Source organism: Catenuloplanes indicus (assembly GCF_030813715.1).
GTDB classification, from domain to species: Bacteria; Actinomycetota; Actinomycetes; order Mycobacteriales; family Micromonosporaceae; genus Catenuloplanes; species Catenuloplanes indicus.
This window is the reverse complement of the sequence record NZ_JAUSUZ010000001.1, coordinates 1325884-1339699: the sequence shown is the minus strand read 5'-3', so window position 1 is coordinate 1339699 and position 13816 is coordinate 1325884. Positions and strand designations below refer to the sequence as shown.

Annotated in this window: 11 protein-coding genes; 6 read left to right on the top strand and 5 right to left on the bottom strand. The window is 74.0% G+C overall.

What is annotated here, in order from left to right; genetic code table 11:
- Nucleotides 1–188 precede the first annotated feature (188 nt).
- From J2S42_RS06355 to J2S42_RS06345, 3 genes are all read left to right on the top strand, one after another.
- Entirely contained in the window at nucleotides 189–1025 is an 837-nt protein-coding gene (locus J2S42_RS06355) for a class I SAM-dependent methyltransferase (RefSeq protein ID WP_307236161.1), read from the top strand.
- The gene (locus tag J2S42_RS06350) at nucleotides 1025–2068 is read left to right on the top strand and encodes a lysylphosphatidylglycerol synthase transmembrane domain-containing protein (protein WP_307236160.1); all 1044 of its coding nucleotides are present in this window, start codon (nucleotides 1025–1027) and stop codon (nucleotides 2066–2068) included. Before J2S42_RS06355 ends, J2S42_RS06350 begins: the two co-directional genes overlap by 1 nt.
- Nucleotides 2069–2421: 353 nt before the next feature.
- A complete protein-coding gene (locus J2S42_RS06345) occupies nucleotides 2422–3798 on the top strand; it encodes an MFS transporter (protein ID WP_307236158.1) in 1377 nt (458 codons plus the stop codon).
- Here J2S42_RS06345 and J2S42_RS06340 read toward each other — a convergent pair whose 3' ends face one another.
- Nucleotides 3799–4653, bottom strand: a complete 855-nt coding sequence (locus J2S42_RS06340; RefSeq protein WP_307236156.1) for a helix-turn-helix transcriptional regulator — start codon at nucleotides 4651–4653, stop codon at nucleotides 3799–3801.
- A 56-nt stretch (nucleotides 4654–4709) separates the two neighbouring features.
- The gene (locus tag J2S42_RS06335; RefSeq protein ID WP_307236154.1) at nucleotides 4710–5657 is read right to left on the bottom strand and encodes a serine hydrolase domain-containing protein; all 948 of its coding nucleotides are present in this window, start codon (nucleotides 5655–5657) and stop codon (nucleotides 4710–4712) included.
- A 35-nt stretch (nucleotides 5658–5692) separates the two neighbouring features.
- On the opposite strand from J2S42_RS06335, the gene J2S42_RS06330 reads away from it, so the two are divergent.
- Nucleotides 5693–7327, top strand: coding sequence for an Hsp70 family protein (locus J2S42_RS06330; protein ID WP_307236152.1), 1635 nt, complete (start codon nucleotides 5693–5695; stop codon nucleotides 7325–7327).
- Here the strand turns inward: J2S42_RS06330 and J2S42_RS06325 are convergent.
- Complete coding sequence (locus J2S42_RS06325; protein WP_307236150.1) at nucleotides 7315–8214, bottom strand: LysR family transcriptional regulator; 900 nt, start codon at nucleotides 8212–8214, stop codon at nucleotides 7315–7317. The genes J2S42_RS06330 and J2S42_RS06325 overlap by 13 nt on opposite strands.
- A gap of 122 nt (nucleotides 8215–8336) precedes the next feature.
- Between J2S42_RS06325 and J2S42_RS06320 the strand changes: the two genes are divergently transcribed.
- Nucleotides 8337–11714 (top strand): bifunctional proline dehydrogenase/L-glutamate gamma-semialdehyde dehydrogenase, encoded by a 3378-nt coding sequence (locus J2S42_RS06320; protein WP_307236148.1) that lies wholly within the window; start codon nucleotides 8337–8339, stop codon nucleotides 11712–11714.
- A gap of 48 nt (nucleotides 11715–11762) precedes the next feature.
- On the opposite strand, the gene J2S42_RS06315 is transcribed toward J2S42_RS06320, so the two are convergent.
- Nucleotides 11763–12566 (bottom strand): SDR family oxidoreductase, encoded by an 804-nt coding sequence (locus J2S42_RS06315; RefSeq protein WP_307236146.1) that lies wholly within the window; start codon nucleotides 12564–12566, stop codon nucleotides 11763–11765.
- A 96-nt stretch (nucleotides 12567–12662) separates the two neighbouring features.
- Between J2S42_RS06315 and J2S42_RS06310 the strand changes: the two genes are divergently transcribed.
- Complete coding sequence (locus tag J2S42_RS06310; protein ID WP_307236144.1) at nucleotides 12663–13478, top strand: LysR family transcriptional regulator; 816 nt, start codon at nucleotides 12663–12665, stop codon at nucleotides 13476–13478.
- Nucleotides 13479–13508: 30 nt separating this feature from the next.
- Here J2S42_RS06310 and J2S42_RS06305 read toward each other — a convergent pair whose 3' ends face one another.
- On the bottom strand, nucleotides 13509–13793 hold the full coding sequence (locus J2S42_RS06305) for a transcriptional regulator (protein WP_307236142.1): 285 nt from the start codon (nucleotides 13791–13793) through the stop codon (nucleotides 13509–13511).
- Between the last annotated feature and the right edge of the window lie 23 nt (nucleotides 13794–13816).

Here is a 13816-nt window from a genome sequence, read left to right as displayed (position 1 = left end):
CCATGCCGGGGAACCGCGGCGGGTCACCGCCGGTCGCGTTCTGTCAACACGGAAACTTCCGGCGGACGGTTCACCGGATCTTCGAACCGGATCCGCGAAACGTCCGTACCTCCAGGTGACGCGGACCGCCGGAGATCTTGACCGGCCGGTGCGCGGGACAGGGACCGTTACCGTCAGTGGAGGCCGGGATGAGTGTCGCCGAAGCGCCGAGGTACGCCTCGACGTGGCTGGACCTGCGTGAGCCGGCGGATGCCGCGGCCCGCGCGACGGAACTGGCCGACGAGATCCGGGGGCGTCTTGCGGACGTCCCGGACCCGGTGATCCTCGACCTCGGCTGCGGCACCGGCTCGATGGCCCGGTGGCTCGCGCCGCGGCTGAACGGCCGCCAGCACTGGATCATGCAGGATCGCGATCCGGACCTGCTCGGCGTGGCCGCGGCCAGCATGATCGGCACCGGGAGTGCGCTCACGGTGGAGACCCGGCAGGGCGACATCACCGCGCTGACCGCGGCCGACCTGGACGGCGTCTCACTGGTCACCGCGTCCGCGCTGCTCGACCTGCTGGACGCGGACGACGCCGCGCGTCTCGCCGAGGCGTGCGCCGGGTCGGGTACGCCCGCGCTGCTCACGTTGTCGGTCAGCGGGCACGCGGAGCTGACCCCGGCCGACCCGCTGGACGGACCGCTGAACAGCGCGTTCAACGAGCACCTGCGGCAGCACGTGGCCGGCCGTACGCTGCTCGGTGCCGAGGCGGCCGAGGTGATCACCGCGGCGTTCGAGGAGCGCGGCGCGGCGGTGCACGCGCGGCCCAGCCCGTGGCGGATCGGCCCGGAGCACCGGGAGCTGATCGAGGAGTGGCTGCGCGGCTGGGTAACGGCCGCGTCCACCCGGCTCGGCCGCGAGGCGAGCGTCGAGCACGAGATCGACGACTACCTGCGGCGGCGGCTCGCCCAGGCCGCGGCCGGTGAGCTGGCCGTCACCGTGCACCACACCGACCTGCTGGCGCTGCCCGGAGAGGCCTCCTGATGGTGCAGAAGATCCTGTCCTGGGTGAAGCCGGTCGCCGGCGCCGCGATCATCGCGCTGCTGTTCTGGCGGCTCGGGTCGGTCGCGTTCCTGGACAGCCTGCGCGTGCTCACCTGGCCGACACTGCTCGCGGCCGCCGGGATCGGGCTGCTGACCACGGTGTTCAGCGCGTGGCGCTGGTGCCTGACCGCGCGCGGCCTGGGCATCCGGCTCCCGCTGCGCGCCGCGGTCGCGGACTACTACCAGGCGCTCTTCCTCAACGCCACGCTCCCCGGCGGCCTGCTCGGCGACGTCGACCGGGCGGTGCGCAACGGCCGGGACACCGGCGACGTCGGCCGTGGCGTGCGCGCGGTGGTGCTCGAACGTACCGCCGGGCAGATCGTGCTCGTCGCGGTCGGCACCGGTGTGCTGATCGCACACCCGGGACTGGCGCTCGCGGTTGCGGACATGGTGTCGGTCTCCCCGGCCGTGCTGGCCACGATCGCCGCCGGTGCCGTGCTGGCCGGCGCGTTCCTGGCGGTCAAGCTGCGCCGCAATCCGGGCCGGGTACGGCGTGCCTGGCGGACCGCCACCGGTGACGTCCGGCAGGGCCTGCTCGCCCGTCGCACCTGGCCGGGCGTCCTGCTCGCGTCCGCGATCGTGCTCGGCGGTCACCTCGCCACGTTCCTGCTCGCGGCCCGCGCCGCCGGTTCCGTCGCGCCGCTGCGCACGCTGCTGCCGCTGCTGGTCACCGCGCTGCTGGTAATGGTGCTGCCGGTCAGCATCGGCGGCTTCGGACCGCGCGAGGGCTTCCTGGCCTGGGCGTTCGCCACCACCGGCCTCAGCGCCGCGCAGGGCCTCACCGTGGCAGTGGTCTACGGACTGTTCGCGCTGGTCGCGAGCCTGCCGGGGGTCGCGGTCCTGGCCGTCCGCCTGGTCGCCCGGCACCGTGCCCCGGAGGCTCCGGAGGCACCGCTCCCGGCTCCCGAGCCGGTCCCGGCCCCGGTGGAGCAGTTGATCGTCACCGCGAGGCCGCGCAAGACCCTGGAGCCCGCGGCCGCCTGAAAGGACTCTCCCGCTTCCGGCGTGGTGCCGCCCGCACGCTCCCGCGGGCCGACCGCGCGGAGGCTTTTGACTTTGCCCGCGCTCCGCTCCGGCCGCCGCGGCGGAGCCGGTGCCGTCGCCGGTCGCGAAAGACCGTTGCGGGCCGGGTCCCGCGCCTGGTCGCGCCCTCGACACCGGTGCCGGGTGTCGAGGGCGCGACCAGCCGGGTGGCGTCCGCGCCGTAGAGGGGGATCGGCGGTCCGTGGTTGGCGGTCCCGGCCGCCGGTAGAAACAAGAGGTCCCGACCGGCGGGAGCGGTGCCCGCCGGCCCGCCGTCACGGACTCGAGATGACGCTGCCGGCGAGAGGACGACGATGAGCAGGACACCGGCGCCCCGGGGGATCGCACTGCTGGGCCTGGCGAGTTCGTCGTTCCTGGTCGTGCTGGACGCCGCGATGACGAACCTGGCCGGCCCGTTCATCCGCGAGGGTCTGGGGCTGACCGCGGCCGAGCTGACGCTGGTCGCGAGCGGCTACCTGGTGCCGCTCGCCGGGCTGCTGCTGCTCGGCGGCCGGCTCGCGGACGTGGTCGGCGGCCGGCGGATCTACCTCGCCGGCATGGTCGTCTACCTGGCCGCGACCGCGTTCTGCGCGTTCGCCGTGAACAGCCCGATGCTGATCGCCGGCCGGATCGGGCAGGGGATCGGCGGCGCGATCGTGATCCCGTCCGCGCTGGCGCTCGCGCTCGCCGTCTCGGCCACACCGGCGGAGCGCACCCGCATCGTCGGGATCTGGGGTGCGGTCTCCGGCGCCGGTGGCGTGCTCGGCTTCCTGCTCGGCGGCGTGCTCACCCAGGCGTTCGGCTGGCCGGCGGTGTTCTGGGCACCGGTGCCGGTGGGCCTGCTCAGCATGGCGCTGGTGCTGCGGTCGGTGCCGGCGGTGCACGGGCGTCCGGGCCGGATCGACGTGCCCGGCGCGATCACCATCACCGGCGGCATCTCCGCGATCGCGTACGGCGTGGTGTCCGCGTCCGCGTCGCGGTGGACCGGGCCCGGCTCGTTCATCGCGATCGCGGCCGGGGTGGCGTTCCTGGCCGCGTTCGTGGCCGTCGAGCGCCGCGCCGCGCATCCGCTGGTGCCGCCGGCGCTGTTCCGCCGCGGCCCGGTCATTCGGGCGAGCGTGGTCGTGGTCCTGCTCGGCGGCGTGTTCGGCAGCATGTTCTTCCTGCTCCCGCAGTACCTCCAGCAGGTGCAGGGCCTGGACGCGCGGTCGGCCGGGCTCGCCCAGGCGCCGCTGCCCCTCATGATCATCGTCGGTAGCGCGCTGGCCCCGTTCGCCGCCCGGTCACTCGGCCTGGCCCGGGCGTGCACGGCCGGTCTGCTCCTGCTGCTCGCCGGCTTCACCTGGCTGCTGCTGAACCCGGCGGACGGCGGTTACTCCGCGCACACCGCCGCCGCGTTCGTGCTGCTCGGCGCCGGGGCCGGCGTCGGCCTGGTGAACGCGATCGCAATCGCGGTCCGGGACGCCGCCGAGGGCGAGTCGGGCCTGCTCAGCGGCCTGGTGAGCGCGGCACAGCAGATCGGTGCGGCGGCTGGCGTGGCGGTCCTCGGCGGGATCGCGATCGGCGCGGACGGCGAGACGGACTTCACCGCCGCGTTCCTCGGCCAAACCGTCCTCGTCCTGGTCGCGCTCGGCCTGTCGCTGATCCCGAACACCCGGGTGGAGCGGGTCCCGGCCGTCGAACGGGTCTGATCAGGCACCGCGCCGGTGGGTCGCGGCCTCCTGACGCAGCGACAGCCGGTACAGCTTGTCGTAGCTCTCGGTGCCGGGCTCGGCCGTGTAGACCAGCAGGCGGTGCGACTGGGCGTTGTCGACCAGCATCTGGCAGTGCAGGACCAGCGTGCCGACCTCCGGGTGGACCAGGCGTTTCACCTCGTCCGGCAGCCCTTCGATCCGGTGCCGCTCCCACAGCTCCCGGAACTCCGCGCTCGCGGCCAGCAGCAGGGCGGCCAGGGATGCCGCCTCGGATTCCGGCCCGCGCAGCGTGACCAGGCGGCGCAGCCCGGCCGCGTACATCCGGGACAGGCTCTCGTGATACTCCGGCTGGTAGATCAGCCGGCTGCTCGGGTCGGCGAACCACCGGTACCCGCGGCTGCGCATCGGCCCGGTGTACGCGGTCGCGTCACCGAAGACCGCGACGCCGAGCGGGGTCTGCCGCAGCGTCTGCCCCAGCTCGGTGACGATCTCCGCGGGCGTGTCGCCGAGCCGGTCCAGCACCCGCTGCAGTGCCGGGCTGACGTGCGCGCTGGTCGCACCGCGGACCGGGGGCTGATGCCCGGCGAGCCGGAACAGGTGATCCCGTTCGTCGAGCGTGAGATGCAGCCCCTGGGCCATCGACGCGACCATCTGAACGGACGGCCGCGGCCCGCGCTCCCGCTCCAGCCGCTCGTAGTAGTCGATCGACATGTGGCACAGCGCGGCCACCTCCTCCCGGCGCAGTCCCGCGGTCCGTCGCCCGGACCCGCGCGGCAGCCCCACATCCTCCGGTTGCAGCGTCGCCCGGCGCCGCCGCAGGAACTCGGCCAGCCCAGCTCGATCGATCAGCATGCGCTCCTGTGTACCGTTCCGCCCGTCCGCCCATCCAGGGATCGCCGATCCCCCCTTCAGGGCGGGCTCCGCCGGGAGACCCGGTCGAAGAACGAGGAACACCAGCGGGCGTACGGTTCGGCAGTGCCCTCGCGGGTGGGATGCACCCGGTTCGCCAGGATCAGGACGCCGAGGCCGCGGGACGGGGAGAGCCACAGCCGGTTCCCGACGTACCCGGTGTGCCCGAACCCGGGCAGGCCGGCCACGCCGAGGCCGGGCCGCGGCGTGACCATCCAGCCCAGGCCGAACCGCGCGCCCGGCGTCGACGGCGTGCGGACCTGCGGGTACGGATCCCGCAGCCACGCCTGGGCCGCGGCGGTGACCAGCGCGAGCGTGCCGAACGCACCGGCCTGACCGGCCACGCCGCCCATCGCGGCCGCGTTCTCGTCGTGCACCTCGCCGACGATCAGCCGGCCGCGCCACGGGTCGCGCTCGGTGGCGACGGACTCCCGCGGTGGCGCGCCGAAGCGCAGCCCGGTGCGGTCGCGCGCAAGATCGGACAGTGAGCGGCCGGTCAGGTCCTCGACCAGCCGGCCGAGCAGCATGAAGCCGAGGTCACTGTAGACCTCCGCGGGCGGGCCGAGCGGTGTGCCGAGCACGGCGGAGAGGATCTCGTCGCGGCCGGTGACGGTGCGGAAGAACGGGACCGAGGCGGGCAGGCCGGCGGTGTGGGTGAGCAGCGCGCGGATCGTCGCGCGGCCCACCGCGTACCCCCGGGCCGGTGTCCACAGCTCTTCCAGCGGCAGGTCGAGGGACGGGACCGCGGCGAGCACCTCCGGCAGGGTGACCAGCACCTTCGTGAGGCTGGCCAGGTCCCACCAGTCGCCGGCGGTGACCGGGCGGCCGGTGGACAGGTCCGCGGTGCCGTGCACCACCTGCGAGAACACCCGATCAGGGCCGAACACGGACACCGCGGTGGCCGGTGCGGGCGACCGCGTCACGACGTCGAGCAGAGAAGACCCCACGCGGTCAGGTATAGCGGAAGCACTATTTTGGTCCGGTGACGCACCTCTGCATCGACTTCGGCACGTCCAGCACGGTGGCGGTGCTGGCCGGCCGCCAGGGGGTACGCCCCGTGCTGTTCGACGGCCGGCCGTCGCTGCCCTCCGGCGTCTGCGCGGACCCGGCCGGTCGCCTGGTGGCCGGCCCGGACGTGCTGCTCGCCGCCGCGACCGCGCCGGAGCGGTACGAGCCGTACCCGAAACAGCGGATCGACGAGAAGTCCGTGCTGCTCGGCGGCGTCGAGGTAGCGGTCGCCGACCTGATCGCGGCCGTGCTGCGCCGGGTGGTGGCCCAGTTGCCGGCGCCGCCGCAGCGGGTGACGCTCACCCACCCGGCCGCGTGGGGCGCGCAGCGCCGGGAGGTGCTGTGGGAGGCGGCCGCGCGCGCCGGGCTGAACTCGGTGCGCCTGGTCAGCGAGCCGGTCGCGGCCGCGGCCCACTTCGCCGCGACCGCGGGCGACGCGCTGCCGGCCGGTGGTGCCGCGCTGATCTGCGACGTGGGCGCGGGCACGGTCGACGTGTCCGTGGTCCGGCGCACGCCAACCGGGTTCGAGGTGCTGACCACGACCGGCCTGCCGGACGGCGGCGGCCTGGACCTGGACGCCGCGATCGTCGCGCACCTCGGGACGGTCTACCAGTCCCGGCACGGTGCCGCCTGGTCGCGCCTGGTCGCCCCGTCCGCGCCCGGCGACCAGGCCGCGTCCCGCGCGTTCTGGACCGGTGTGCGGACCGGCAAGGAGACGCTGTCCCGGTCGCCGGGCACGCACATCCACCTGCCGATCATCGAGCAGGAGGCGCCGCTCGGCCGCGAGCAGTTCGAGTCGCTGGCCCGCCCGGTGCTGGACCGGACCGTGGACGCGACCCGCGCGGTGCTGCGCGAGGCGCGGGTGGAACCGTCCGCGCTGTTCGGCGTGTTCCTGGTCGGCGGCGGCAGCCGGGTGCCGCTGCTGGCCACGCTCCTGCACCGCGCGCTGGGCGTGGCGCCGACCGCGGTCGAGTCGCCGGAGCTGGCCGTCGCGTCCGGCGCGGTGACGGCCGAGGACGTGAGCGGGCCGGACGCGGAGCTGACCGTGAAGGCGGCCCGGCCGATGGAGCGCCCACAGCCCTACGGCGCGGAGCGCGCCCAGGCCCACGGCGCGGAGCGCCCCAAGGCCTATGGTGCCGCGCAGATCCCGGTGAGCAAGCCGGCCAAGCGTGGCCGGCGTACCAGGCGGCCCCGGCGGGTGGTGCTGGTGGTGGCCGCGCTGGTGATCGCGGCGGCCGGTGGGGCCGCGGCCGCGGCGTGGCCGTACGGCACGGAGCTGGCGCCGTACGACGCCGAGACGGTCGTCGAGGAGAGCTGGAACGGCGAGTTCTTCATGCAGATCGACAGCGTGAGCCGGGATCAGGCCTCCGGTCTGCTGCTGCTCCGGGTCCGCGAAGCCACGCTGGGCGAGAACCGGCAGACGCTCGACGGCACCGGCCGGTGGGTGAACGTGCGCGTCGACCCGGACGCGGAGGTGTGGCACGCGGACCGGACGCCGAGCGACGTCGACGAGCTCTTCGCCGACCTGGGCGCGCGCGAAGACCGCTCGCGTGGCTTCACGCTCACGTTCAACCCGCAGGGTGAGGTCACCGCGGTTCAGTGGCTTTGACCGGCCGCCCGTTCCAGGGTCTGACGAAACGCACGCGCGGCCGGTGAGGCCGCGCCCGCGATCCGCTGCGCCGTGAAAATGGTGCGGCGCGGCGCCGAGGGCAGTTCCACCAGCCGGCACGACGTGGAGCGCCCGGCCCACACCAGGTCCGGGATGAGCGCGACCGCGTTGCCGGACTCGACCAGCCGGATCTGCGACTGCAGGTCCGCGGTCTCGTAGCGCACGTCCGGCTCGAAACCGGCGATCCGGCACGTCTGCAGCGCGAAGTGCCGGGAGGCGGTGCCGTGCGGTTCCATCACCCACGGCATCTCCGCGGCCTCGCGCAGGTGCGACACCGGCCTCAGCGACTCGGACTCCGGCGGCAGCGCGAGGCGAATCGCGTCCGTGGTGAGGTCGCGCCGGTCCAGGCCGGGGTGGTGCGGTGCCGCGTGCGCCGGGTACTGCTCCGCGACCACCATGTCGAAGTCGCGCGCCCAGGTCTCGCGCAGCGCCTCCTCCGGCTCGCGCTGCACCATCTCCACCCGTACGTCCGGATGCCGGCGGGCCATGGTCTTGAGCGCGGCCGGCATCAGCGCCAGCGCCGCGGACTGGAAGACCGCGACCCGCACCCGCCCGCTCACCCGGGTCAGCGAGGCCTGCAGCGCGGCCTCGGCGCGTTCCAGCGTGTCCAGCACCTCGCCGGCGGAGGCGACCAGCACCTCGGCCTGCGGGGTGAGCTGGAGCCGCCGCCCGGACTTGCGCAGCAGCACCATGCCGGTCTCCTTCTCCAGCTGGCTGAGTTGCTGGGAGACGGCGGACGGGGAGAAGTTGAGCGCTTCGGCGACGGCCGCGATCGTGCCCCGGATGGCCAGCTCTCGCAGCAGCACCAGGCGGCGAATCTCCAGCACAGCGCCCACTCCTTGAGAGACGGTTAAGTTCAACCGAAGAATACCCGTCACAAACGATCGCTTTTCCTAATGCAAGGGCGGACCGAAACTGGGCATCTCATGTCATGGAGGGAACCAGTCAGATGAACGCCACCGACCCCCAGCTGAGCGCCGAGGCCGTCACCCTGGTCCGGCGCTGGCTGCGTGAGGCCGAGACGTACCCCGTCTCCGGCTCCGCCGCTCAGCTGGCCGGCGTGCTGCGCGACCCCAAGGGCCTGTCGTTCGCGGTCGGCTTCGTCGACGGCGTCGTCCGGCCGGAGGACCTTCAGGTCAGCGCCCGTGCGCTCAGCCGTCTCGCCCGCGACGTGCCGTCGTTCCTGCCCGCGCCGCTGCGTGCGGCCGTGAAGGCCGGTGGTGCGCTCGCCCCCACGATGCCCGGCGTGGTGGTGCCGATCGCGCGCCGCGTGCTGCGCGAGATGGTCGGCCACCTGATCGTCGACGCGACCGACGCGCGCCTCGGCAAGGCCATCCAGAAGATCAAGGGCCAGGGGGTACGGCTCAACGTCAACCTCCTCGGCGAGGCCGTGCTGGGCCGGGGCGAGGCGTCGCACCGGCTGACCGAGACCGAGCGGCTGCTCGCCCGCCCGGACGTCGACTACGTCTCGATCAAGGTGTCGGCCACGGTCGCGCCGCACAACCCGTGGGCGTTCGACGAGGCGGTCGCGCACATCGAGACGCAGCTGACGCCGCTGTTCACCCGCGCCCGGGACGAGCACAAGTTCATCAACCTCGACATGGAGGAGTACAAGGACCTCGACCTGACCATCGAGGTCTTCACCCGCCTGCTCGACCGGCCGGAGTTCCTGTCGCTGGAGGCCGGCATCGTGCTCCAGGCGTACCTGCCGGACGCGCTCAGCGCCATGATCCGCTTGCAGGAGTGGTCCGCGGCCCGCCGCGCCCGGGGCGGCGCCGGCATCAAGGTGCGCCTGGTCAAGGGCGCGAACCTGCCGATGGAGCAGGTCGAGGCGTCGCTGCACGGCTGGCCGCTGGCGACCTGGGGCAGCAAGCAGGAGTCGGACACGCACTACAAGCGGGTGCTGGACTACGCGCTGCACCCGGACCGGATCGGCAACGTCCGGCTCGGCGTGGCCGGCCACAACCTGTTCGACGTGGCGTACGCGTGGCTGCTCGCCGGCGAGCGCGGCGTCCGGGACGGCATCGAGTTCGAGATGCTGCTCGGCATGGCGCAGGGCCAGGCGGAGGCGGTCCGGCGCGAGGTCGGCGGCCTGCTGCTCTACACGCCGGTGGTCAAGCCGGCCCAGTTCGACGTCGCGATCGCATACCTGATCCGCCGCCTGGAGGAGGGCGCGAGCAGCGAGAACTTCATGTCCGCGGTGTTCGAGCTGAACTCCTCGGCGGAGCTGTTCGACCGGGAGCAGAAGCGGTTCGAGGCCTCGCTGGCCGCGCTCGACTCCGAGGTCCCGCCGCCGCACCGGGTCGCGGACCGGCACGCCGTGGTCCCGGTCTCCACGATCGGGCACTTCCGGAACACGCCGGACACCGACCCGTCGGTGCGCACGAACCGCGACTGGATGCGGGCCGCCGTCATGAAGGCCGAGAAATCCGGCATCGGTACGGCCGGGATCGACGCGGCCCGGATCGACAGCCCGGCCGCGCTCAACGACCTGCTGGAGAAGGCCGGCGGCACCACCTGGGGCACCGTCTCCGGTGAGGACCGGGCCAAGGTGCTGCACCGGATCGGCGAGCGGATCGAGGCACACCGCGCCGCGCTGATCGAGGTGATGGCCGCCGAGGCCGGCAAGACCGCGGACCAGGCCGACCCGGAGGTCTCCGAGGCCGTCGACTTCGCCCACTACTACGCGGAACTGGCCCGCGAGCTGGACGCGGTGGACGGCGCCGCGTTCACGCCGGCCGGCATCACGCTGGTCACGCCGCCGTGGAACTTCCCGGTCGCGATCCCGGCCGGTGGCGTGCTCGCCGCGCTGGCCGCCGGGTCCACCGCCGTGCTCAAGCCGGCCGGCCCGGCGGAGCGCTGCGGCGCCGTGCTCGCGGAGGCGATCTGGGAGGCGCTGGACGACGCCGGTGTCTCCCGCGACGTGCTCACGCTGGTCCAGGTGGACGAGGGCACGCTCGGCGCGCAGCTGATCGCGCACCCGCGGATCGACCGGACCATCCTGACCGGCGCCTACGAGACCGCGGAGCTGTTCCGCTCGTTCCGGTCCGACCTGCCGCTGCTCGCCGAGACCTCCGGCAAGAACGCGATCATCGTGACGCCCAGCGCGGACCTGGACCTCGCGGTCAAGGACGTGGTCCACTCCGCGTTCGGCCACGCCGGCCAGAAGTGCTCGGCCGCGTCGCTGGTCGTGCTGGTCGGCTCGGTCGCCAGGTCGAAGCGGTTCCGCACCCAGCTGATGGACGCGGTGTCGTCGCTCACCGTCGGCTACCCCTGGGACCCGTCGTCGCAGGTCGGCCCGGTCATCGAGCCGCCGTCCGGCAAGCTGCTCGACGGTCTGACCACGCTCGGCCCCGGCGAGTCCTGGCTGATCGCACCGCGCGCGCTGGACTCCTCGAGGAAGCTGTGGAGCCCGGGCGTCCGGGACGGCGTGCGGCGCGGCTCGGCGTACCACCACACCGAGTACTTCGGCCCGATCCTCGGCATCATGACCGCGGACACGCTGAGCGAGGCCATCGACATCGTCAACGAGGTCGAGTACGGCCTGACCTCCGGCATCCACTCACTGGACGTGGCCGAGCTACGCACCTGGCTGAACCGCATCCAGGCCGGCAACCTGTACGTCAACCGCGGCACCACCGGCGCGATCGTCGCACGGCAGCCGTTCGGCGGCTGGAAGCGCTCGTCGGTCGGTCCCGGCACCAAGGCCGGTGGCCCGAACTACCTGGTCGGCCTCGGCTCCTGGGACTCCCGCCCGGCTACCGCGGTGGACGAGCCGTCCGCCCGGGTGCGCAACCTGATCGGCCGGGCCAAGGGCGTGCTGAGCGCCGACGAGGCCGCCTACGTCGAGCGCGCCGCACGCAGCGACGCGCACGCGTGGGCCACGCACTTCGCGCCGTCCGACGTCTCCGCGCTGGCCGCGGAGCGCAACGTGCTGCGCTACCTGCCGGTCCCGGTCGAGCTCCGGCTGGAGACCGACGGCGCGGTCGCCGAGCTGGTCCGGCTGATCGCGGCCGGCACGCTGGCCGGTGCCGACCTGACGGTGTCGTCCGCGACGCCGCTGCCGGAGGCGCTCGGCATCGCGCACACGGTGGAGCCGTCCGACGCGTGGACCGCGCGTCTCGGCCCGGGTCGCGCCCGCCTGGTCGGCGGCTCCGTGGCCGACGTGGTCACCGCCACCGGCGGCCGCCCTGACCTGGCCGTCTACGGCGGTCCGGTCACCGAGTCCGGCCGGATCGAGCTGCTGCCGTTCCTGCGCGAGCAGGCGATCAGCATCACCGCACACCGCTTCGGCAACCCGGACGGCGTCGCGGCCGCGGCGCTCTGACGATCGGAATCCAGCGGGGGTACGCGTACCCCCGCTGGATTCCGGGTTTCAGACGGCCTTGACCGCACCGGCGTCGACGGACCAGTTCTGGCCGATCGCGCTGGGCATGGCCGGGGAGGCGAGCAGCAGCACCGCGCGGGCGACCTCGTCCGGCTCGGCCAGCCGGCCGGTCAGCATGCCGCCCTGCGCCGGCAGCCGCGCGAGCAACGCGGCATGGTCCATGCCCAGGTGCGCCGCGAGCCTCGCCACGTAACCGTCCGGGCCCTCCTGGGTGTAGGAGCGGACCCCGGCAGGTGACACCGTGTTGATCCGCACGCCGGACCCGGCCAGCCGCTCCGCGAGGACCCGGGACGTCAGGTTGAGCGCGGCCTTCGCGGCGGCGTACGGCAGCGGGCCACCACCGGCCAGCCGCGCGGCGTTCGAGCTGATGTTGACCACGGCACCGCGCGCCTCGGTCAGCGCGGGCAGCGCGGCCCGGAGCACGCGCAGCGCCGCGAACAGGTTCAGGGCGAGCGAGTCCGCCCAGACGTCGTCGTCGCCCTCGAGGAGATCGCCGAACGCCTCCGTGGGCAAGTCGCCGCCACCGGCGTTGTTGACCACCACGTCCAGGCGGGGATCGACCGCGAGCGCGGCCTCCACCGCCCGCCGCGGACCGTCCGGCCGGGTCAGGTCCGCGGCCACGAACCGGACGCCGGTCGCGTCCAGCTCCGGGGTGCTGCGCCGGGCGACCGCGACCACCTCGGCGCCCTCGGCCGCGAAGGCCCGCACGATGCCGAGGCCCAGGCCCTTGCTGGCGCCGGTGACCAGGACGCGCTTGCCGGTCAGTTGCAGATCCATCTGTGTCGCTCCCATCGGTCTTTCCCTCGGTTCGATCCTGCGGCCGTAGCGGCCGTGACCTCCAATACCGAGTGGGCGGCGACCGATGCCGCGCGGTTATCGTTGCGGCTCATGGAGACCCGGGAGCTGCGCTACTTCGTCGCGGTGGCCGAGGAGTCGCACTTCGGGCGCGCGGCGGAGCGGCTCGGCATCGCCCAGCCGGCGCTGTCCCGCGCGGTGCAGAAGATGGAACGCCGGCTCGGCACGCCGCTGTTCGTCCGGTCCGGCCGCACGGTCAGTCTCACCGCGGCCGGCACGGTGCTGCTCGACGAGGGGCGCCACGCGCTGGCGGCGGTGGCGGCGGCCGACCGCCGCACCCGCCGCGCCGCACCGGACGGGCGACCCGGCCTGGCGCTGGTGGCGAAGGCCGGCGTGTCCGTGGAACTGCTGGCCAAGCTGCTCGACGCGTACGCCGCGGAACCGGACGCGGCCGAGGTCGAGGTGATCCTCGCGGGCCTGGAGCCGGGCGAGCCGGAACGGATGCTGCGCGACGGCCGTGCCGACGTGGCGCTCCTGGTCGCGGACGGGCACGTCCTCGGCGGCCTGGACCACGAGGACATCGCGACCGAGGGGCGGATGGTGGTGCTGCCGGCCGGGCACCCGCTCGCCGCCCGCGCCACGATGACCGTGGACGAACTGCCCGCACTCCCGCGGCCGTGCTGGCCGGAGGACGGCCTGGAGGTCCGGGACGGCACGCAGCTGCTCCAGCTGATCGCGCTCGGCCGGGCGTTCTCCGTACTGCCCGAGTCGTCCCGGCCGGCGCTGCCCGCCGGTGTCGTGGCGGTCCCGCTGGCCGGCGCGTCCCCGGTCGTCACGCGGATCGCCTGGCCGTCGCACAGCCGGTCGCTCGCCGTGGCCGCGCTCGTCCGGGTGGCCACCCGGCTCTGACCTGCCCGGGGTCGGCTGTGTTGCTTCGCCTCAGCCGCCGATCAGCGTGCGGAGGGCGGCGACGTGGCGGGCGTAGGCCTGTTTGCCGTCGGCGGTCAGGCTGACCCAGGTCTTGACGCGGCCGCGGCCGGTCGGCTTCGCGATGGCGACATAACCGGCGTCCTGCAACACCTTGAGGTGCTTGCTGACCACGGAGTCGGCCACGCCGAGCATGTCCCGCAGCGTGCCGAACTCCGCGCTGGTGGTGGCGTCGAGGAACGCGCAGATCCGCAGCCGGTGCGGCGCGTGGATGGTCTCGTCGAACGGCTCGCTCACGCCCGGCTCCACTCGTCGCGACG